This is a genomic window from Pseudonocardia sp. ZF1 (assembly GCF_056835605.1).
This window is the reverse complement of sequence record NZ_JAJNBY010000001.1, coordinates 24,044-43,900: the sequence shown is the minus strand read 5'-3', so window position 1 is coordinate 43,900 and position 19,857 is coordinate 24,044. Positions and strand designations below refer to the sequence as shown.

Here is a 19,857-nt window from a genome sequence, read left to right as displayed (position 1 = left end):
CCCGGCCCGGCGCAGGTCCCCGGCGGCCCCGTGAGCGCCCTGTCGGCCGGGCAGCTGATCTCCGAGCGCTACCAGCTGGACCGGCGGATCGCGGTCGGCGGGATGGGCGAGGTATGGGAGGCCTCGGACACCCGGCTCGGGCGCAGCGTCGCGGTGAAGGTCCTCAAGGCGGAGCTCTCCGACGACCCGGAGTTCCTGCACCGGTTCCGCATCGAGGCCCGCACCGTCGCCTCGCTCGACCACGCCGGGATCGCCGCCGTGCACGACTACGGCGAGGACGACAGCTCCACCGGCGGCGGGCGCACCGCTTACCTGGTGATGGAGCTCGTCCGGGGTGAGCCGCTGTCGTCGCGGATCGGGCGCGGGCCCATCCCCGCCGACGAGGCGCTCGACATCCTCGAGCAGGCGGGCCGGGCGCTGTTCGCCGCGCACGAGCGCGGGTTCGTCCACCGCGACGTCAAGCCCGGCAACATCCTGCTGCGTACCGACGGCGTCGTGAAGCTGACCGACTTCGGCATCGCCAAGGCCGCCGACGCCGTCCCGGTGACCCGGTCCGGGATGGTCATGGGCACCGCCCACTACATCGCTCCGGAGCAGGCCTCCGGCGAGGAGGCCGGGCCGTCGGGCGACGTCTACTCGCTCGGTATCGTCGGCTACGAGTGCCTGGCCGGGGTGCGGCCGTTCCGCGCCGAGAGCGCGGTCGCGGTCGCGATGATGCAGGTCCGCGACGACCCGCCGCCGCTGCCGGACGAGATCCCCGAGCGGGTGCGCGAGCTGGTCTCCTCGGTGCTGGTCAAGGACCCCGAGCAGCGCTACGCCGACGGCGCCGAGTTCGCCGACGCCGTCGCCGCGGTCCGGCGCGGGCACCGGCCGCCGCCGCCCGGTATCCCCGCCCCCGCCGGGTACGCACCCGACTTCCGCGGCGACGACGGCACCGGCTCGCGGCACGCCCTGCACGAGTCCGGGCCGGGGACCGGTGACGACGGCCCGTCGGCGGGCGGCACCGACACCGCCGACCGCGGCCCGCGCACCGGTGACCCCGGCCCCGACGGCGCCCGCCGCACCGGGCCGGACCAGGGTGTCTCCCGCCCGGTCACCGGTCCGTACCCCGGTGGCGCGCCGGGCCGGCCGCAGGGACCGCGCACCCCGGGCGGCACGCCGTCCTGGTCCGGGCCGGTCCCCGTGCCCCCGGGCTCGCCGCCCTACGGTGCCCCGCTGCGGCCGCCGCACACCGGGCCGCACAGCGGCGGTCTCCCGGGTGGCCGTCGTCCGGGCGGGCCGCCCACCGGACCCGGGGTCCCGGGGCAGCAGCGATCGGCGCCGACCCGTCCGCCGGTGCGCCGCAACGCCTCCGCCGACCGGATGCCCGAGCAGCATCCGTCCGGCCCGCTCGATCTCGGCCCGCAGCGCTCCGGACGGTCGAAGGCGTGGCTGGCCGTGCTGTTCGTGATCCTGACGCTCGCCGCCGTGCTCCTGGCAGTGATGATCTTGAGGGGCGCCTCGCCCGACGACATGCGGCCCGGATCGCTGGGGGTCGCGCCCGGTACCGTGGCGACCGCGGCCGGCCCCTCGGCCGGGTCCACGGGACCGGCGGTCCCGGCGGAGCCGTTCGCCGTCCCCCGTGCCCAAGATCGACCGGAGGTGCCCGGTGATGTCCCGGTGATCCCACCGAACGGTCGCTCCAGCGCACATGTCGCCCGTACGGGACCGGCAGTGAGCGCCGACCGGCATGATGAGCACGCCTCCGACGGACTCGATGAGTACGGGAATCTGAACCGATGACGACACCACGACTGCTCTCCGAGCGCTACGAGCTGGGCGACCCGCTCGGCTACGGCGGCATGTCCGAGGTCCACCGCGGCCTCGACACCCGGCTCGGCCGGGACGTGGCGGTCAAGGTGCTGCGCGCCGACCTGGCCCGCGACCCCCAGTTCCAGCTGCGCTTCCGCCGCGAGGCGCAGAACTCGGCGTCGCTGAACCACCCGGCGATCGTCGCGGTGTACGACACCGGCGAGGTCGAGTCCGAGTTCGGGCCGCTGCCCTACATCGTCATGGAGTTCGTCGACGGGCAGACGCTGCGCGAGATCGTCAAGACCACCGGCCCGATGACCCAGCAGCGGGTCGTCGAGGTGATGGCCGACGTCTGCGCCGCGCTCGACTTCTCGCACCGGCACAACATCATCCACCGCGACGTGAAGCCCGCGAACGTGATGATCAACGGCGTCGGCGCGGTCAAGGTCATGGACTTCGGCATCGCCCGTGCGCTGGGCGAGGGCCAGAACGTCACCCAGACCGCCGCCGTCATCGGCACGGCGCAGTACCTGTCCCCCGAGCAGGCGCGCGGTGAGGCCGTGGACGCCCGCTCGGACGTCTACGCCGCGGGCTGTGTGCTGTTCGAGCTCCTGACCGGCGAGCCGCCCTTCACCGGGGACACCCCGGTCGCGGTCGCCTACCAGCACGTGCGGGAGGACCCCCGGTCCCCGTCCGAGCTCAACCCGTCGGTGCCCCCGGCGCTCGACGCGGTGGTGCTCAAGGCGCTCAGCAAGAACCCGGCCAACCGCTACCAGTCGGCCGCCGAGATGCGGGCGGACCTGGTCCGCGTGCGCAACGGCGAGCCGGTGCACGCGCCGCTGATCATGAGCGAGCACGAGCGCACGCACATGATGGCCCACGACGGCGCGACCCAGGCCATGGCGACGCGCCGGCTCGACGCGGGCGGCCCGCCCACCGGCCGGCACACGATGCCGCCGCACCACCCCGACTACGCCGACGACGAGGGCCGCGGCGGGCGGCGCAAGGCCCTCCTGTGGGTCGCCGCGCTCGCCGTCATCGGCCTGCTCGGCTTCGTCGGCTTCCAGCTGTTCTCCTCATCGGGACCGGACCAGGTGTCGGTGCCCGACGTGCTCGGCCAGTCCCCGGACCAGGCGCGGCAGACCATCACCCAGGCCGGGCTGCTGTTCTCCCAGCAGGACCAGCCGTCGGACGTCGCCCAGGTCGGCAAGGTGGTCCGGACCGACCCCGGCGGCGGCAACCAGGTCGCCGAGAACAGCCGGGTGACGGTCTACGTCGGCAGCGGGCCCGCGCAGGTCACGGTGCCGAGCGTGGAGGGCCTGTCCCCGGACGAGGCCGAGGCCAAGCTCCGGGAGGCAGGCCTGCAGGTCGGCGGCCGCACCGAACGCGACACCAGTGACTCCGGCCAGGTCGGCAAGGTCATCACCTCCGACCCGGGGCCGGGCCAGCAGGTCTCGGGCAACACCGCGGTGTCGCTGGTGGTGGGCCGCAAGCAGCAGACCGTCGCCGTGCCGGACGTGGCGGGCCAGTCGGCCGACGCCGCCCGGGCGACGCTGCAGAACGCCGGCTTCCAGTCGATCTCCACGACCGAGGTCGACAGCAGCGGTTCGGCGGGCCAGGCGGTCGGCACGAACCCGTCGGCCGGGACCCGGGTCGCACCCGACCAGACCATCACGATCCAGATCAGCCGTGGGAACCAGAACCAGGTGCCCAACGTCGTCGGCCAGCGCGTCGACAGCGCGATCAGCACACTGCAGGAGGCGGGGCTGAGCCCGTCGATCCGCCAGGTCGACGTCTCGGACTCCTCGCAGAACGGCGTCGTGCTGCAGCAGAGCCCGTCCGGCGGGTCCGAGGCCTCGAGCGGCCAGACCGTCACCCTCACCGTCGGCAGCTACTCCGGTGGCAGCAGCAGCGACGGTGAGAACGGCAGCAACGGCTTCCCGTTCAACTGACGATTCTCCCGGGAGGGACCGTGCGCGTACTCGTCGTCGACAACTACGACAGCTTCGTCTACAACCTGGTCCAGTACCTGGCCCAGCTCGGTGCCGACCCGGTGGTCCGGCGCAACGACGAGGTCGAGCTCGACGAGCTCGACGAGGTCGGCGCCGTCCTGGTCAGCCCCGGTCCGGGGACCCCGGAGCGGGCCGGTCGCAGCGTCGAGGTCATCCGTCGCGCCGCGGAGCGCGCCACGCCCCTGCTGGGCGTGTGCCTCGGCCACCAGGCGCTGGCCACCGCCTGGGGCGGGGTCGTGGAGCGCGCGCCCGAGCTGCTGCACGGCAAGACCTCGGAGGTCTTCCACGACGACACCGGTGTGCTGACCGGTCTGCCGTCGCCGTTCACGGCCACCCGCTACCACTCGCTGACGATCGCGCCCGACGGTCTGCCGTCGGAGCTGGAGGCGACCGGCCACACCGAGACCGGCCTGATCATGGCCGTGCGGCACCGGGAGCTCCCGATCTCCGGCGTGCAGTTCCACCCGGAGTCCGTGCTGACCGAGGGCGGGCACCGGATGCTGGCGAACTGGCTGCGCCAGGCCGGCTACGACGTGCCGGAGGACCTGGTCGTACGGCTGTCCGACGAGATGGCCGGACTGGTCGCCGGGGTCTGATCCCCGCCCCGCACCACCCGACGTCCCCGTGACGTGTGACGCCTGTGTCGCCGGTGTGACCCGGACGGCGAGGCGGTCGCGCTACCGTGGTGGCGGATCTGTCCGGGTCGCCACGTCCCCCGACCACGGCGCCCCGTCGCAGGTCCCGCCCCCGGCCGGCGCACCGGCCGGACCCGTGTCCGACTCCGACAGGCGATGAGGTCAGATGCCGAAGTCGAAGGTCCGCAAGAAGGCGGCCTACACCCCGCCCCCGGTCAGCCGCACCCCGCAGAAGGTCGCGGGACCGACACACCCGGCCTACATCGCCGTCATGGTCGCGATGTGGATCCTCGGCCTGGCCTGGCTGGTGATCAACTATCTGGCCGGTCCGTCCATCCCGTTCATGCTGGCGCTGGGCAACTGGAACTTCATCATCGGGTTCTCACTCATCGTGATCGGCCTGCTGATGACGATGCGGTGGCGTTGACCAGCAGAAATACACGGATGTGAGTTGTCCACCGTGTGGATGGAGCCTGTGGACAACTTCACATGACCACACAGGGTGATCGACTTCGGTGGTCGACGCCGGTGGGCACGGTCGTCGTACTCTGGGTGCTGGCGGTCGCCGCGACCGGCTGGTCGGTCACGGTGCTCGTCTCCGGCGCGGACGCGGCGGGCGCGTTGGTCGCGGGCGTCGCTGCGCTCGGTCTCACCCTGGCCGCGGCGTCGGGGACCCGTGCCCGGCCCCGGCTGGAGGCCGGCCCCGAGGGGCTGACGGTCCGCAGGCTGACCTGGACCCGGCACGTGCCCTGGGGGCGGGTGGACGACCTGCGGCTGCTGCGGACCCGCAGGCTGGGCCGCGAGTCGGTGCTGCTGGAACTGGAGCTGCGCGACGTCGACGACCACGAGCGGCTGGTGATCCTCGGCCGGGCCGAGCTGGGCGCGGACCCGGTCGACGTGTTCGACGACCTCGCCGCCCTGCGCCCGGGCCACCGCCCCGGCGACGCGGGCCCGCCCGAGCACTGATTCGCGTCCAGCGCTCCGGGATCGGCGGACATCGTCGGGATGCACCTCAGGGTCGTCCCGGCTCGCCCTCCGCAACCCTGAGCTGCATCGCGCCCGACGACGAGCTCGGCAGGCGCCGGTAGGGGCGGCGGGGCAGCGCGAGGAACGACCCCGGGCGGACCGCACCGCCGCAGAGGTATCGGCCGGATGAGCTCGCCGGCGCGAAGGTACCCACCGAGTGGGCCCACCGCCCGGAACCCTCCGCGCACGGGCCGGCTCAGACGCCGACGGCCGCCAGCAGCCCCGCCGCCCGTACCCCGATCAGCACGAGCGCCAGCACGGCCAGCCCGGAGACCGCCAGCAGCTGGGTCCGCCTGCGCTGCGGGGATCCCGTCCCGAGGTGGACCAGCGCCGCGGTGACCGCGGCGCCGAAGACGAGCCCGCCGAGGTGCCCCTGCCAGGAGATCCCCTGGATGCTGAGGCTGATCACGGCGTTGATCGCGATGACGGCGACGACCTGCCCGGTCGGCAGCTTCAGCCGCCGCAGCAGGACGAACAGTGCCCCCATCAGCCCGAACACCGCACCGGAGGCGCCCGCGGTCGCCCCGACCGGGGAGCTGAAGAGCATGACCGCGGCCGCACCGCCGAGCATGGAGACGCCGTAGACGGCGACGAACCGGGCCCGGCCCAGGACCGCCTCGACCTCGCGGCCGATGATCCACAGGGCGTACATGTTGAACGCCAGGTGCAGCGGGCCGATGTGCAGGAAGCCCGAGGTGATGATGCGCCAGTACTCGCCGTCGGCGACCAGGAGCGGGACGAGCCCCCCGGCGTCGAACAGCGGCGAGCGGAAGTTGGACATCACGCTGCCCGCCGTGACCGCGGTGAGCACGTAGACCACCACGTTGGCGACGATCAGACCGGGGACGATCACCGGCTTCCCGGTGCGGCTCGCACCGGCGACGTTGCGCCAGCGCGGGGTCGTCCGCGCGCCCTCGGCGAGGCAGTCCACGCAGTGCTGGCCGACCGGGGCCGGCCGCAGGCAGTCGGGACAGGCGGGCCGGTCGCAGCGCGAGCAGGCCAGACCGGTGGGCCGGTCGGGGTGCCGGACGCAGACCGCGCCGGCCCCGGCCCCCGGGACCCCACCGGGCGGTGGGCCACCGTGCGGGATGCCGTGCGTGGCGCCGCCGTCCGGGGCCCCGCCGTACGGCGCGCCGGGACCGGCCCGGGGCGGACCGCCCGGCGCGCCCGGCGGCGGCCACTGGGGCTGCGGGTAGCCGGGCGGCGCCGGGTAGTACGGCGTGCCCGCGGGGCCGGGGGAACCCGGCCCGCCCTCGGGCTCGCCGGGTGTCCCGGATCCGCTGTCGTCGGGTCGTCCGTTCACCACGGCCCGTCCACTCGGTGGTCGGAGACCTGCGGGGTCAGGACCGCTCGATCTCGATCTTCTCGATGACCACGTCGGTCAGCGGCCGGTCGGCCTGGCCGGTGGTGGTCTGGGCGATGGCGTCCACGACGGCCCGCGACTCGGCGTCGGCGACCTCACCGAAGATGGTGTGGCGCCGGTTCAGGTGCGGGGTGTTGCCCACCGTGATGAAGAACTGCGAACCGTTGGTGCCCGGCCCGGCGTTGGCCATGGCCAGCAGGTAGGGCTTGTCGAACTTGAGGTCCGGGTGGAACTCGTCGCCGAACTGGTAGCCCGGGCCACCGCGACCGGTACCGGTCGGGTCGCCGCCCTGGATCATGAAGCCGCTGATCACCCGGTGGAAGATCGAACCGTCGTAGAACGGCCCGGAGTCGCCGCCGCTCGCGTTCGGGCCCGTGTAGTCCTTGCTGCCCTCCGCGAGGCCGACGAAGTTCGCGACCGTCTTCGGCGCGTGGTCGCCGAACAGCACGACGCGGACGACGCCCTCGGAGGTGTGCAGGACGGCCGTCGTGTTGGCGTTTCCTGGTTCCGTCACGGCTACCATCGTGCCAGTAAGCAGCCGCATCCGTGGGAAGCAGGTCCGGAACATGAGTGCCGAGAGGACGCGGGCCCGTGCCCGCAAGGATGCCGCCGAGGCCGTGCACACCTTCGCCGACGCCGGCCGGATCGCCGGTGGCGCGGTCGCCGACGCCGTGGCGGGAGGGGTCTCGTCCCGCCTGTCCGGCCTGTCCGACGTGGTGTCCGGCTCGGTGCACGACGCCCGCCACGCGCTGGCCGAGGTGGTCGAGCCGACCCCGGCGCGGGTGCGCCGGGCGCCGTGGATCGTGGCCGTCCTGCTGCTGACCGCGGCCGCGGTGTGGGGCTGGGCGACGGTCCTGCAGCGCGAGCGCGAGGTGGACCCGGGGACCCCGGTGCCGACGACCCCGCCGACCGACGACCAGATCCACGGCAAGCCGATCGGCCAGGGCCGGTCGCAGACGAGCGGTCGCTGACCCACGGCCCGTCCCGGAGCGAGCGGGTCAGGCCGGGCGCAGGGTCCGCAGGAAGCCGGTCACGGCGGCCTCGTAGCCGTCGGGATCGGCGTTCCAGCTGCCGGTGTGCTCGGTGCCGGAGAACTCCCGGTAGGTGACCGGCCAGCCGTGCCCGGGGGCGGCCGCGGCCAGGTCCCGGCTCAGCGTGACCGGCACGGCGGTGTCGGCGTCGCTGTGCAGGACGAGCGTCGGGGGGCGGACCGCGGGCGGGCGCCGGACCAGGTCGAAGCGGTCGAGGTCGATCCCGATCCGGCGCGCGGTGAACCGGGCCGCGACCCCGGCGAGGGTCGGCGGGAGACCGCGGTTGCGGGCCTGCCTGCGCAGCGTGCGACGCCAGTCGAGCAGCGGCGCGTCCCAGACCACGGCGTCGACGAGGTCGGCGTGCGGGGACCGGTCGAGGAACGCCCCGCCCACCGCGGCCCCCATCGACCAGCCGACCAGCACCAGCCGGCGCGCGCCGTGGACCAGGGCGTAGGCCGCGGCGGCGTCGATGTCGCGCCACTCGGTGTCGCCGAGGTGCGACCGCCCGTCCGGTGACTCCGGGGCGGTCCCGTCCCCGCGGTAGCTGACGACGAGCTGGGCCAGCCCGGCCGCGTGCAGCGCGGGCAGGATCCGCAGTGCCTCGCGCCGGGTCCCGCCCCGGCCGTGCACGCACAGCGCCCAGGTGTCCGGGTCACCGCCGTCCGGGGCGGGGATGCGCCAGGCCGGGGCGAGGCCGAGGTCGGTGGGCACCCGGACGTCGTCGAAGGGCAGCCCGCGCGCGGACGGGTCCGGGTCGAAGGGGCCGGCGTCGAGCACCGCGGGGCCGGTCGCGGGGACCGGGCCGGCGTGCAGCTCCCGGACGACGGTGCGGCGCCCGCGGTCCAGGACCGGACCGACGACGGCGAGCCCGGCCGGGCCGCGCAGCCCCCAGACGCCCGGCTGTGCGGACAGCCGGGTCCGCGCCAGCTCGACGGTGCCGTCCCCGGCGGCGACGACCCGCTCGGGCAGCCCCGGGTGCGGCGACGGGTGCAGCAGGATCGTCGAGTAGTGCCAGCCGATCGCGGCCGCGGCGGCGCCGCCCGCCCCGCCCAGGGCCCCGGCCAGCGCTCCCGCGACGGGCGCCGAACGACGGACGGAGTGGCGGACGGAGGAGCTCGGCGCGCGCACACACTCATCCTGCTCTCCCGCGTACGTGTGCCGCGAGTGGACCACCTGAAGCCTGCTGGAGTGACGAGACGGGGCCGTACGTGCGAGACCCCTCTCAGGTTGCCACTCGTACGAGTGAAGATCGCCGTCGATCGACTGCGGAACGCAACCGGCCGATGTGGATCTCGTTGTCCCCCGGCGAGGGTCGTCCGTCGGCCCTCCGCTCCCCCGCTCCCCTTTTGGAAGGACGTGCGCATGACCTCGCTCGCCCGTACCGCCCTGCGGCTGTCCCTCGCCGGCGCCGGCATCGCCGCGCTCGGCGCCGGCGTCGTCGGCCAGGCCTCGGCCGCCGAACTGCCCGAGGCACCCGACGCCCCGGACACCTCCGCCCTGCCGTCCTACGAGGACGGCACCGTGTCGAACGACGCGAACAGCGTCTCCTTCGGCGAGCTGCAGACCCCGCACGGCGAGGCCTCCGGTCTGCCGGAGCTGCCGTCGGCCGACGCGCTCCCCGGCCTGCCGGGCGCCGACGCGCTGCCCTCGGCCGACTCGCTGCCCTCGGCCGACTCGCTGCCGAGCACCGACGCGCTCCCGTCGGCGGACTCGCTGCCGAGCACCGACGAGCTCCCGTCGGCCGACTCGCTGCCGAGCACCGACGCACTGCCCTCGGCGGACTCGCTGCCGGGCGCGGAGGACCTCTCCACCGCCTCGCTGCAGTCCGCGGACGCGCCCGAGGTCCCCTCCGCTCCGGACGTGCCCGAGCTCCCCTCCGCCGACGACGCCCCCGAGCTCCCCTCCGTGGACGACGCCGACCTCCCGTCGGCCGACGACGCCGGCGCGCTGCCCGTGTTCGAGGTCCCGGGCGTGATGTACCTCGAGGCCCCGACCGTCTCCTGACGGCGGACCGACGAGCGCCGGACCCCCGACCGGCGCTCGCGACGTCGCCCGTCCGGTGTCCCCCACGACCGGGGCACCGGACGGGCGACCGCGGACGGGGTCAGGGCCGGCCGTGCCGCGGACGCGGCGGCGGCGCGGGCACCACCGGCGCGCGGACGAGGAGCTCGTAGCGGTCGAAGGACCCCTCGTCGTCGACGACGTGGCGCAGGAACCGGAACCCGGCCCGTCGCGCGACCCCGACCGATGCGGTGTTCTGCGGGTCGACGTCGATCGAGATCCACCGCACGTCACCCCGTTCGCCCAGGTAGCGGGCCGCGAGCCGGACCGCGCGCGTCGCGAGGCCGCGACGGCGGTACGCCGCGTAGACGCCGTAGGACAGACCGGCCCGGTCCCCCGCCGGATCCAGGTCGACGTCGATGGTCCCGGCGAGGACGGCGCCGCCGTCGACCCGGATGCCGAAGCTCAGCTTCGGCCCGTCGTCGGCCCAGCGCTCGATCGCCCGGCGGACGTGGGCGCGGGCGGTCGCCGGGGTCGCGGGTGCGCCACCGAGCCAGCGGACGATCTCGGCGTCCTCACCCGCGAGGTGGGCCGTCACGTCGTCCCAGCCGAGCGGACTGAGGACGACGACGCCGTCCGCCAGCATGTTCGAGGGACGCGACACGGCACCATCCTGCCCCAGACGTCGCCGTGCGTGATCGGGACCTCCCCCTCCGGGGTTCCCCGTCAGGACGACGGCGCCTCGCGCACCCGGTAGCGCATGAGGAGCGTGTCGTCCCCCGTGACGACGCTGACGAGCTCGAGACGCGCGGGGTCCATGCCCGCGCCGCGGGCGATCCGGCCTGCCTCGCCGGAGACCAGGAACGGCGCGAGGGTCAGCCGCAGCTCGTCGACCAGGCCCGCCTCGGCCAGGCTGCCGAACAGCGCGGGTCCGCCCATGCAGTTGATCCGGCGCAGCCCGCGCTCCCCCAGCGCGGCGACGGCGACGGCGAGGTCGACCGACTCGTCGCCGGTGAGCACGACCTCGGCGCCGGCGTCGGCCCACCGGCCGCGCAGGTCCGCCGGGACCGACTCGCAGGTGAGCACGATCGTGGGGACCACGGTGTCGGTCAGCACCGGCGCAGACGGGTCGAGCGAGCGCCCCGACGAGGTGACGACCGCCGTCGACGGCAGCTCCGACAGCCCGAAGCGGCGGCGCCGGTCGTCCATCCGGTCGTTGTGCTTCACGCCGGTGAACCCCTCGGCGGTGGCCGTCCCGGCCGCGACGAGCACGACGTCGGCCAGGTCGGTGCCCAGGTCCAGCACCGCGCGGTCGGGCGGGGTGGACAGCCCGGCCGAGCTGCCCTCGACCTCGACGGCGCCGTCGGCGCTGGACACGAAGTTGACCGACAGCCGGAGGCGGTCGTCCGGGTAGGCGTAGAGCCGTTCGAGCTGCTCGGTCGACAGCGGGCCGGCGTCGGCCACCGGGAAGATCTGGTGGATCATGCTCACGCCAGCAGTCTCACCGCCCGCGACGGGTTCCGCTCGCCACGGACGGTGGCGACCATCTCGCAGGTCTCCCGGGTGGCCCGGGCCTGGTGGGCGCGCACCATGGCGACGCCGCGGTCCGCGGCCAGCGCCGTCGCGGCGAGGGTGCCGGTCAGCCGCTCCTCGAGCGGCACGGCCAGGGACTCCCCGACGACGGTCTTGTTCGACATCGCCAGCAGCACGGGCCATCCGGTCGCGACCATCTCGTCGATGCCGCGCAGGACCTGGAGGCTGTGCAACGTGTTCTTGGAGAAGTCGATCGCCGGGTCGATGAGGATCCCCCCGGCGGGCACGCCCGCGGCGACGGCCTTCTCGGCGAGCGCGACGGTCTGGTCGATGACGCTGCGGAGCACGTCGGCGTAGCGGGGCCGGTGCGGCTCGGTGCGCGGGGTGACGTGGTCGGTGTGGGCGCTGACGTAGCCGGCGCCGTACCGGGCGGCGACGTCGAGGATCGCCCCGTCGGCGGCGGCCCAGTTGTCGTTGACCAGGTCGGCCCCGGCGGCGCAGACGGCGTCGGCGGGCCCGGCGCGGAAGGTGTCGACCGAGATCGCGACGTCGGGGAACGTGTGGCGCGCCCACTCCACGGTCGGCACGACCCGGTCGATCTCCTCCTGCTCGGTGACCTCGGTGCCCGGACTGGCCGGGACACCGCCGATGTCGATGACGTCGGCACCCTCCCGGACCACCGCGGTGATCCGGTCCCGGGCCGCCTGCTCGGCGAAGGTGACGCCGTGGTCGTAGAACGAGTCGGGGGTCCGGTTCACGATCGCCATGACCATCGCCCGGTCCCGGTTCCAGGTACGTCCACGGAACGTCACGCTCGGCACGTGGTCTCCTCACAGCACGGACGGGCCCGCTGCAGGACCCGGTTGGATCTCCATCCTCCCCGGGGCCCGGCGTACGCGCCCACCCCGCCGGTCGTCAGCCGCGCGCGTACTCCCGCAGCGGCGGCTCGGCCGCCACCCGCGGCTCGGTCGCGATGCTGGTCGCGACCTGCCCCAGCAGCCGCGCCTCGTTCGCCGGGAGCTGCGTCCGGTCGACGGCGGGCATGACGTCGGCCAGGCAGACGGCGCGGTCGATCCGGCCCGCGTCGGCGGGGCCGTCGTGGTCCAGCGCGTCGGCGACGACGGCGTACCCGACCGGGTCCGTGCTGCCCATGGTCAGGTGCTCGGCGACGTGCACCGGGCAGATCGACTGGACGGGGACGTTCGCGACCCGGCCCGCGCCGTCGCGACGCAGCTCCGAGCTCGCCGCGGGCGGCAGGTTCGGGACCACGACCTCGTCGGTCACCGTGTAGACGACGGTGTAGTCGATCCCGGCGAACGTCTCCGGCCCGTCGTCGAGTGCGGCGAGGAACCGGGAGCCGGTCCGCTGCTGCCAGAACGCGGGGACGCAACCGGGGCCGCAGACCGGGTAGGCGTCGAGCGTGCCGTGGTTCGACGGGTCGATCCCGATCAGGTCGGTGACCATGCCGCGGGTGTCCGGCCAGTACTTCAGCGCCCAGCGCGGGACCATGCCGCCCTGGCTGAACCCGACGACGGAGATCCGTCCGCCGGCCTCGTCGTGCATGGTGCGGATCGCGTGGACGACGTGCTCGGCCGCGACCTGGATGTCCCCGGTCGCGTGCGCGGGCAGCTGCACGAGGCAGTGGGCCCGGCCCTCCTGCGCGAAGGCGCGGGCGTAGTTCCAGTCGAAGTTGACGTCGGGGTCCAGCGTCGTCCCCGGCACCAGCAGGACCGGGGTGCCCGCGGAGCCGGCGAGGTCGCCGTGGCAGGTGAGGCTCTCGTCCAGGCCGGGCGCGGTGAGCGCGGGCCCGGGGTCGGGGTCGCGCTCCGGGGAGGCCGCCGCCACCCCCGCGACGCCGGTCAGGCAGGCCGCGGTGACGGCCAGCGCGAGCAGGGTGGACCTCGTCGTCCGTGCCATGTCGTCCCCCGTTGTCGATCTTCTCGATCGGTGAACGAGGGCGGCGGCCTGCGGTGACGCGTTCTCGTCGGTCCGACGACGAACGGGTGCGCCTCCGGCGGACGGGCCGGAGCCCGGACGACGGCCGGCGAGGCGGCCGCCGCGGCGTCCCGGAAGAGCGGCGCGTCGCCCGCGGCGGGAGCCACGCCCCGCCCGGCGAGGCCGGCCCGCTGACCGTCGCAGCGGACCGGCCCGCCGGGGTCACGCCAGGTGCTTCCCGGAGATCGCGCGGGCGATGACGAGCTGCTGGATCTGCTCGGTGCCCTCGAAGATGTCGTAGATCTTCGAGTCGCGGTGCATCCGCTCCACCGGGTGCTCGCGCGAGTAGCCCGCACCGCCGAGGATCTGGATGGCGCGCTCGGTGGTCCACACCGCGACCCGGCCGGCCTTGAGCTTGGACATCGACCCCTCGCCCGCGGTGAACGGGACGTTGTTGCGGCCCATCCACGCGGCCCGGTGCACGAGCAGCCGGGCGGCGTCGATCTCGGTCTTCATGTCCGCGAGCATGAACGAGATCGACTGGTTCTCGATGATCGGACGGCCGAAGGCGACGCGGTCCTTGGCGTACTCCAGCGCGTACTCGTAGGCGGCGCGGGCGATGCCGATCGCCTGCGAGCCGACCGTCGGGCGGGACAGCTCGAAGGTCTGCATCGCGGCCGAGCCCTTCGACCTCTCCCCCGACCGGGCGCGGGCGAGCCGCTCGTCGAGCTTCTCCTTGCCGCCGAGCAGGCAGGAGCCGGGGAGCTTCACGTCGTCGAGGAAGACGTCCGCGGTGTGCGACGCGCGCAGACCCATCTTCTTGATCTTGCGGGTGGACTCCAGGCCGGGGGTGTTCGGCGGGACGACGAACGCGGCCTGGCCCTTGCTGCCCAGGTCTGCGTCGACGACGGCCTGCACCACGTGGATGTTCGCGATGCCGCCGTTGGTGGCCCAGGCCTTCTGGCCGGTGAGGGTCCACTCGTCCTTCGCCTCGTCGTAGACGGCGCGGGTACGCATCGCCGAGACGTCCGAGCCGGCCTCGGGCTCGGACGAGCAGAACGCGCCGACCTGCGGCTCGGAGGCGTCGCCGTAGCACTGCGGGATGAACTCGACCATCTGCTCGGGCGTGCCGGAGGCGAAGATGCCGGCCACCGCGAGGGTGGTGCCGAAGATCGCCATGCCGATGCCGCCGTCGCCCCAGAAGAGCTCCTCGTTGACCAGCGGCATGGACAGGCCGGTCTCGTCACCCCAGAAGGAGGCGAGGGTCTCGAAGTTGTAGAGCTCGATCTTCGCGGCCTCCTGCAGGATCGGCCACGGGGTCTCCTCGCGCTCGTCCCACTCGGCGGCGGCCGGGCGTACGACGTCGGCGGCGAAGCCGTGCACCCACTCCTGCAGCTCGCGGTGCTCCTCGGACAGTTCGAAGGAAGTCATCTCAGCTCTCCGCTGGTCGGTCGCGGTTCTCGTCAGGCGGACGGGATCTGGAACATCTTCTGCAGGGCGGTCGCGAAGCCGACGTCGCCGGAGACCTTGAGCTTGCGCGTCATGAACAGGGTCACCGGGTTGGCGTTGTTCGTGGCGACCTTGAGGAACTCGGTGCCCGGCATGGTCAGCGCGGTCCGGGCCTCCTCGTCGGTGCCCTCGGTGACGGTGCAGGTCCCGTTCTGCATCACGGTCTGGAAGCTGTCGGTCGTCGAGCCGTCCTTGATGTGCCAGTGCACGACCTGCCGGTTCCCGGAGGCCCCCTTCGACGAGTAGAACTCGCTCATCCGGCCGAAGATCGCCTCCAGGACCGGCCGGCGGACCTCGGAGGACATCACGGTCGCCAGCTGCTGCTTCGACGCGGTCTTGACCAGGCGAGCGAACAGCGACGGGTCGACGTCCTTCGCGTTCCCGTCACGCAGGGCCGTGCCGAGGGTGGAGATCAGCTGCTCGTCGGACAGGGACTTCGGGTCGACGCTGCGACCCAGCTCGTTGATGTCGACCGTGTCGGCCATCGCTCGCTCCACCTCGCCGTGGTTCACACAAGTGTCCGGTACTCGCCGTACCGGCTCGGACGGGGCGTACTTTACGCAGCAGTAGCTAAGCTGTCGAGATGGCACCCCCACCCCGCCGCAGGCTCCCTGCCGCGCAGCGCGAGAAGCAGGTCCTCGACGCGGCGGTGCGCGTGTTCTCCCGGGACGGGTTCCACGACGCGTCGATGGACACCGTCGCCGACGAGGCGGGGCTGTCGAAGCCGATGGTCTACACGCACGGCGGGGGCTCGAAGGAGGAGCTGCTGCGGCGGTGCATCCGCCGCGAGTCCGACCGGCTGCTGGAGTCGGTCTCCGGCGCCGCCGCCGGGGCACCGGCCGACGCCGAGGTGCGCCTGCACCGCGGACTCCGGGCGTTCTTCGCCAGCGTGACCACCCACCGCGACGGCTGGTCGGTGCTCTACCGCCAGGCCCGCACCGGGGCACTCGCGGACGAGGTGCACGCGGCGCGCACCCGCATCGTCGACCGGGTAGCACAGCTGCTGGCCGCCGAGCTGGTCGCCCCCGAGGGGGTCGACCCCGCGACGGTCACCACCCCGATCGCGGCGGCGCTGGCGGGTGCGGCCGAGGGTCTGGCCGACTGGGCCGGCGACGGCGGGGACCCCGACGACCTCGCCTCGACGCTGATGGCGCTGGTGTGGCCGGGGCTGGCCCTGCTGCGCTCGTAGTTCCTTCCGCCGGGAAATCGATCGTCGTGAAATTGATCACCGGGTCACGATCATCACCACAAGAGAGGGAAATCGGACCGTAACCCCGCCGTGTCCGCGCGCAACGGCATTCGCGCGCGTTATTCGCAGAGCAGATGCGAGTCGGATGTCACTCGAAGGGGTGATATCGCGGATCCAATGTCCCAGCAGCTCAGAGGCAAGATCGCTTACTGTCCGGCAGAGCCGGATCGCTACGTGTGACACATCGTCAACGGTTCACCGAGACGGGTGTCGATGACGTCACCCGGTGTCGGCGCGCATTACGGGAGAACGCCGGTTACCTTTTTTCGCAGTACGTCCCCCGAATTCCGGGGCGTGCAGCCGACAGCAGTGAACACATGAAGGGAACGCATTCCATGCGTCAGTCCGTGCGTACTCTGGCCGCCGCCGCCATCGCCGTCCCGATGACCCTCGGTGCGGCCGGGATGGCCTTCGCCGACGACACCGTCGATCAGGGCCAGGCTTCCGAGGCCACCGCATCGTCCGAGCAGGGTGCCGCCACCGAGCAGGGCAACAGCTCGTTCGCCCCGGTCACCCAGGCGAACCCGGCGCTGAACGTGAGCGACGTCCTCGGCCTGAGCGACTTCGCCAACGAGGACTACGACGGCGGTGAGGGGTCCGGACAGCAGATCGTCCAGGACAACTCGATCGACTCCTCGAACGAGCAGGGCAACACGGCCTCCACCGAGCAGGCCCAGAAGACCGTCGTCGAGCAGATCGCCGGCCTCGCGGGCTGATCCGCCGTCGTCCCCGGCCGCCGGGCACAACCCACCCGCTCCGGCGCCTACCGCCCGTGCCGGCCCCTACGACCGGGTCGGCCGGGACCCTTCCCCGAGAGGATCGTTCCCCATGCGCAAGTCCTTCCGCATCGCCGCCGCCGCGGCGCTCGCCGTCCCCATGACCATCGGTGCGGCCGGCATGGCCTTCGCCGACCACGAGCGCGGCAACCGCAGCGAGACCAGCACCCAGGAGACCGCGGGTTCGGCCACCGGCACCCAGTCGTCGGAGAGCACCCAGGGCAACGCCAACGGCGCCCCGGTGACCCAGGCGAACCCGGCGGCGAACGTCGACGGCATCGCCTCGCTGAGCGACTTCGCGAACGAGGACGTCCGCGGCGGCTCCGGCCAGGAGATCGTGCAGGACAACTCGATCGACTCGTCGAACGAGCAGGGCAACAAGGCCTCCTCCGAGCAGGCCCAGAAGACCGTCCTGGACCAGGTCGCCGACCAGTCCTGAGACACCCGAGGTCCGGGGGCACAGCCCGGCTTCTCCGGCGAACGGGCCGGTCCGCGGACGGGCGGGCCGGCCCGTTCGTGTGTCCGGGGCGCGCCTGCCGGCCGGGTGGTGGCGCTCAGCCCTCCGTCGCCGGACGGGTGACCAGGCGCCGGGTGCGGTCCGGCAGCCGGTCGACGATGCGGCCGATCCGCTCGGTGGTGCCCTGCAGCGGCGCGAGCGCGTCCGCCAGCACCCCGATCTGCCGGTCGAGCGCGTCGATCCGGGCCGCGACCGACCGCAGGTCCGGGGCGACGGCGGTCAACTGGCTCGCGGCCTGCGCGAGGTTGACGTCCAGCGCCGCCAGCCGCGGGGTCCCCTCCGCGTCGGCGTCCGCGACGGCCGCGGCGATCCGCCGGACGGCGCCCTGGTCGCCGGTGGCGGCGGCCAGCGTCGCAAGGTCCTCGCGCACGGTGGCGAGCACCCGCAGCGGCTCCACCGCGCCCGCGAGGGCGGCGAGGTCGCCGGGGGTGCGGGCCAGCTCCTCCAGCGGTCCGACCGCCTGGGCGAGCCGCGCGAGGTCGGCCCGGGTCGCGGCCAGCTCGTGCACCGCGGGCACGGCACCGGTCAGGCTCTCCAGGTGCTCGCGGGCCGAGGCCAGCTCCCGCAGCGGCTCGACGGCGCCGGCGAGCTGCGCCAGGTCGGCGCGGGTGGCGGCGAGCTCCTGGAGCGGGGCGACGGCGTCGGCGAGGCGCTGCAGCGAGGTGACCGCCCCCGCCAGCGCAGCCAGGTCGCCCGCGGCGGGGGCCAGCTCGCGCAGCGGCGCCGCGGCACCGGCCAGCTCGTGCAGGTCGTCCCGGACCGCGGCCAGCTCGGACAAGGGACCGACGGCCGCGCCGAGCTCCCGCAGCGACTCCACGGCGCCCGCCAGCTCCGACAGCGGACCCACGGCGGTGCTGAGCTCGCGCAGCGGCTCGACCGCCGTGCCCAGCTCGGTCAGCGGACCGACGGCGGTGGCGAGCTCCCGCAGCGCCTCGACCGCGCCGGCGAGTTCCGACAACGGACCCACGGCCGCGGCCAGCTCCCGCAGCGCCTCGACGGCCCCCGCCAGCTCCTGCAGCGAGGCCACCGCCCCGCCCAGCTCCCGCAGCGGCCCGACCGCGGCGGCGAGCTCGTGCAGGTCGCCCCGCACCGCGGCCAGCTCCCGCAGGTCCTCCCGCATCCCCGCCAGCTCGTGCAGGTCCCCGCGCACCGCAGCCAGCTCGTGCAGGTCCTCCCGGACCCCGGCCAGCTCGTGCAGGTCCTCGCGCACGCCGGCCAGCTGGTGCAGGTCCTCGCGCAGCCCGGCGAGCTGGTGCAGGTCGTCGCGGGCACCGGCCAGCTCGCGCAGTGGTCCGGCGGCCCCGGCCAGCTCGACCACGGCCGCGGTCAGCCGGTCGATCCGCTCGACGGTCACCGGGTCGTCCCACAGCGTCACGACCCGGCCGAGCACGTCGTCGAGCACCGGGGCGAGGCCGGTCAGGGCGGCGTCGACACCGGCGATGCGCCGCGGCAGCGCGGCGACGTCGGCCGCGACCGACGGCATCGCCTCGACCGCGCGCGGGGCATCGGCCAGCCAGCCGGGCAGCCGGCGGCCGATCTCCACGGCCGCGCCGACCGTGCCGAGGGCGGCGCCGATCAGGGTCCCGGTGACGCCCGCGGGCGACCAGGAGCTCGGGAGGGGCTGCTTCGCCATCGGTCTCCTCCGGGGCTCACGGGAACGTGCTCGGTCAGCTTCGCAGATCCGGCGGCCCGGTGTACCGCTCGGTAGCTCCCTCAGTACGACGCGTCGTCCACCCGGGCCGCCGCGTCGCCGCCGGCGTCGCGGGCCGCGGCGTCGTCGAGGATCGTGGCCGTACCGCTGGTGCCGAAGCGGGTGACACCCGCGGCGTGGAAGGCCAGCACGGTGTAGAGGTCCCGGACCCCACCGGAGGCCTTGACCTGGACCTGCGGTCCGACGGTGGCGCGCATGAGCGCGAGCTGCTCGGGCGTGGCACCGCCGCCGGCGAAGCCGGTGGAGGTCTTCACGAACGCCGCGCCCGCCGACTCGGCGGCCCGGCAGCCGGCGACCACGTCGTCGTCGGACAGCAGCGCGGTCTCCAGGATCACCTTCACGACGCGGCCGTCGGCGGCCCCGACGACGGCGGCGATGTCGGCCTCGACGTCGTCGGTCAGGCCGCTCCGCAGCCGGCCGACGTTCAGCACCATGTCCAGCTCGGCGGCGCCGTCGGCGATCGCCTGCCGCGCCTCGGCGACCTTGGCCGCGGTGCTGGTCGTGCCGTGCGGGAAGCCGATCACGGTGCCGACGGCGACGCCGGTCCCCGCGAGCCGGGCGGCGGCGTGCGCGACGTCGGACGGGCGTACGCACACGCTGAAGATGCGGTAGCGGGCGGCGAGGTCGAGCTGGGCGTCGACCTCGGTGCGGGTCAGCTCTGGCTTGAGGATCGCGTGGTCGATCATCCCGGCGATCGCGGCGGCGGAGAGGGTCGTAGCGCTCACGGTGGTCCTTCGGGTCCCGGCGGGAGGATCGCCCCCGCGGGTG

Annotated in this window: 21 protein-coding genes; 10 read left to right on the top strand and 11 right to left on the bottom strand. The window is 74.2% G+C overall.

The genetic code is table 11. The features are described from left to right. The first annotated feature begins 30 nt into the window (after positions 1–30). From ZF1_RS00220 to ZF1_RS00200, 5 genes are all read left to right on the top strand, one after another. A complete protein-coding gene (locus tag ZF1_RS00220; RefSeq protein ID WP_482636194.1) occupies positions 31–1,782 on the top strand; it encodes a serine/threonine-protein kinase in 1,752 nt (583 codons plus the stop codon). Further along, complete coding sequence (pknB, locus tag ZF1_RS00215; protein ID WP_482636193.1) at positions 1,779–3,743, top strand: Stk1 family PASTA domain-containing Ser/Thr kinase; 1,965 nt, start codon at positions 1,779–1,781, stop codon at positions 3,741–3,743. Before ZF1_RS00220 ends, pknB begins: the two co-directional genes overlap by 4 nt. 20 nt (positions 3,744–3,763) lie before the next feature. Next, positions 3,764–4,399: an aminodeoxychorismate/anthranilate synthase component II gene (locus tag ZF1_RS00210; RefSeq protein WP_062399097.1), complete on the top strand. Its 636-nt coding sequence runs from the start codon at positions 3,764–3,766 to the stop codon at positions 4,397–4,399. 205 nt (positions 4,400–4,604) lie between these two features. Further along, positions 4,605–4,865, top strand: a complete 261-nt coding sequence (gene crgA / locus ZF1_RS00205) for a cell division protein CrgA (RefSeq protein WP_020626195.1) — start codon at positions 4,605–4,607, stop codon at positions 4,863–4,865. Between the two features lie 101 nt (positions 4,866–4,966). Beyond that, on the top strand, positions 4,967–5,404 hold the full coding sequence (locus ZF1_RS00200; protein ID WP_405420638.1) for a PH domain-containing protein: 438 nt from the start codon (positions 4,967–4,969) through the stop codon (positions 5,402–5,404). Positions 5,405–5,660: 256 nt separating this feature from the next. On the opposite strand, the gene ZF1_RS00195 is transcribed toward ZF1_RS00200, so the two are convergent. Beyond that, complete coding sequence (locus ZF1_RS00195; RefSeq protein WP_482636192.1) at positions 5,661–6,770, bottom strand: rhomboid family intramembrane serine protease; 1,110 nt, start codon at positions 6,768–6,770, stop codon at positions 5,661–5,663. A 34-nt stretch (positions 6,771–6,804) separates the two neighbouring features. Then, positions 6,805–7,350 carry a peptidylprolyl isomerase gene (locus ZF1_RS00190; RefSeq protein WP_062399093.1) on the bottom strand — a complete coding sequence of 182 codons (546 nt, stop codon included), beginning with the start codon at positions 7,348–7,350 and terminating at the stop codon, positions 6,805–6,807. A 43-nt stretch (positions 7,351–7,393) separates the two neighbouring features. Here ZF1_RS00190 and ZF1_RS00185 point away from each other — a divergent pair, with 43 nt between their 5' ends. Further along, positions 7,394–7,798: a hypothetical protein gene (locus tag ZF1_RS00185; RefSeq protein WP_482636191.1), complete on the top strand. Its 405-nt coding sequence runs from the start codon at positions 7,394–7,396 to the stop codon at positions 7,796–7,798. A gap of 27 nt (positions 7,799–7,825) precedes the next feature. Here the strand turns inward: ZF1_RS00185 and ZF1_RS00180 are convergent, their stop codons facing one another. Further along, complete coding sequence (locus tag ZF1_RS00180; RefSeq protein WP_251783291.1) at positions 7,826–8,986, bottom strand: alpha/beta hydrolase family protein; 1,161 nt, start codon at positions 8,984–8,986, stop codon at positions 7,826–7,828. Positions 8,987–9,220: 234 nt separating this feature from the next. On the opposite strand from ZF1_RS00180, the gene ZF1_RS00175 reads away from it, so the two are divergent. Next, positions 9,221–9,862, top strand: a complete 642-nt coding sequence (locus ZF1_RS00175; protein WP_482636190.1) for a hypothetical protein — start codon at positions 9,221–9,223, stop codon at positions 9,860–9,862. Between the two features lie 100 nt (positions 9,863–9,962). Here the strand turns inward: ZF1_RS00175 and ZF1_RS00170 are convergent, their stop codons facing one another. The 6 genes from ZF1_RS00170 to ZF1_RS00145 form a co-directional block, all read right to left on the bottom strand. Beyond that, positions 9,963–10,523, bottom strand: a complete 561-nt coding sequence (locus ZF1_RS00170; RefSeq protein ID WP_062399087.1) for a GNAT family N-acetyltransferase — start codon at positions 10,521–10,523, stop codon at positions 9,963–9,965. Positions 10,524–10,585: 62 nt separating this feature from the next. Further along, positions 10,586–11,344, bottom strand: a complete 759-nt coding sequence (locus ZF1_RS00165; protein WP_251783695.1) for a dihydrofolate reductase family protein — start codon at positions 11,342–11,344, stop codon at positions 10,586–10,588. A 2-nt stretch (positions 11,345–11,346) separates the two neighbouring features. Further along, complete coding sequence (gene folP / locus ZF1_RS00160) at positions 11,347–12,213, bottom strand: dihydropteroate synthase (RefSeq protein ID WP_083657976.1); 867 nt, start codon at positions 12,211–12,213, stop codon at positions 11,347–11,349. Positions 12,214–12,307: 94 nt separating this feature from the next. Beyond that, positions 12,308–13,309 (bottom strand): esterase/lipase family protein, encoded by a 1,002-nt coding sequence (locus ZF1_RS00155; protein WP_482636189.1) that lies wholly within the window; start codon positions 13,307–13,309, stop codon positions 12,308–12,310. Between the two features lie 240 nt (positions 13,310–13,549). Then, positions 13,550–14,758, bottom strand: a complete 1,209-nt coding sequence (locus tag ZF1_RS00150) for an acyl-CoA dehydrogenase family protein (protein WP_208820421.1) — start codon at positions 14,756–14,758, stop codon at positions 13,550–13,552. A 32-nt stretch (positions 14,759–14,790) separates the two neighbouring features. Beyond that, positions 14,791–15,321 (bottom strand): SCP2 sterol-binding domain-containing protein, encoded by a 531-nt coding sequence (locus ZF1_RS00145; protein ID WP_208820423.1) that lies wholly within the window; start codon positions 15,319–15,321, stop codon positions 14,791–14,793. A gap of 98 nt (positions 15,322–15,419) precedes the next feature. Here ZF1_RS00145 and ZF1_RS00140 point away from each other — a divergent pair, with 98 nt between their 5' ends. The 3 genes from ZF1_RS00140 to ZF1_RS00130 all read left to right on the top strand — a co-directional run bounded on the left by ZF1_RS00140 (position 15,420) and on the right by ZF1_RS00130 (position 17,300). Then, positions 15,420–16,025, top strand: coding sequence for a TetR/AcrR family transcriptional regulator (locus ZF1_RS00140; RefSeq protein WP_482636188.1), 606 nt, complete (start codon positions 15,420–15,422; stop codon positions 16,023–16,025). Between the two features lie 407 nt (positions 16,026–16,432). Beyond that, entirely contained in the window at positions 16,433–16,801 is a 369-nt protein-coding gene (locus ZF1_RS00135) for a hypothetical protein (RefSeq protein ID WP_476653230.1), read from the top strand. Positions 16,802–16,913: 112 nt separating this feature from the next. Beyond that, on the top strand, positions 16,914–17,300 hold the full coding sequence (locus ZF1_RS00130; RefSeq protein ID WP_482636187.1) for a hypothetical protein: 387 nt from the start codon (positions 16,914–16,916) through the stop codon (positions 17,298–17,300). Between the two features lie 115 nt (positions 17,301–17,415). On the opposite strand, the gene ZF1_RS00125 is transcribed toward ZF1_RS00130, so the two are convergent. Together ZF1_RS00125 and deoC are read right to left on the bottom strand one after the other, a co-directional pair. After that, on the bottom strand, positions 17,416–19,011 hold the full coding sequence (locus tag ZF1_RS00125) for a hypothetical protein (RefSeq protein WP_482636186.1): 1,596 nt from the start codon (positions 19,009–19,011) through the stop codon (positions 17,416–17,418). 80 nt (positions 19,012–19,091) lie between these two features. Further along, positions 19,092–19,814, bottom strand: a complete 723-nt coding sequence (deoC, locus tag ZF1_RS00120; protein ID WP_482636185.1) for a deoxyribose-phosphate aldolase — start codon at positions 19,812–19,814, stop codon at positions 19,092–19,094. Positions 19,815–19,857 lie beyond the last annotated feature (43 nt).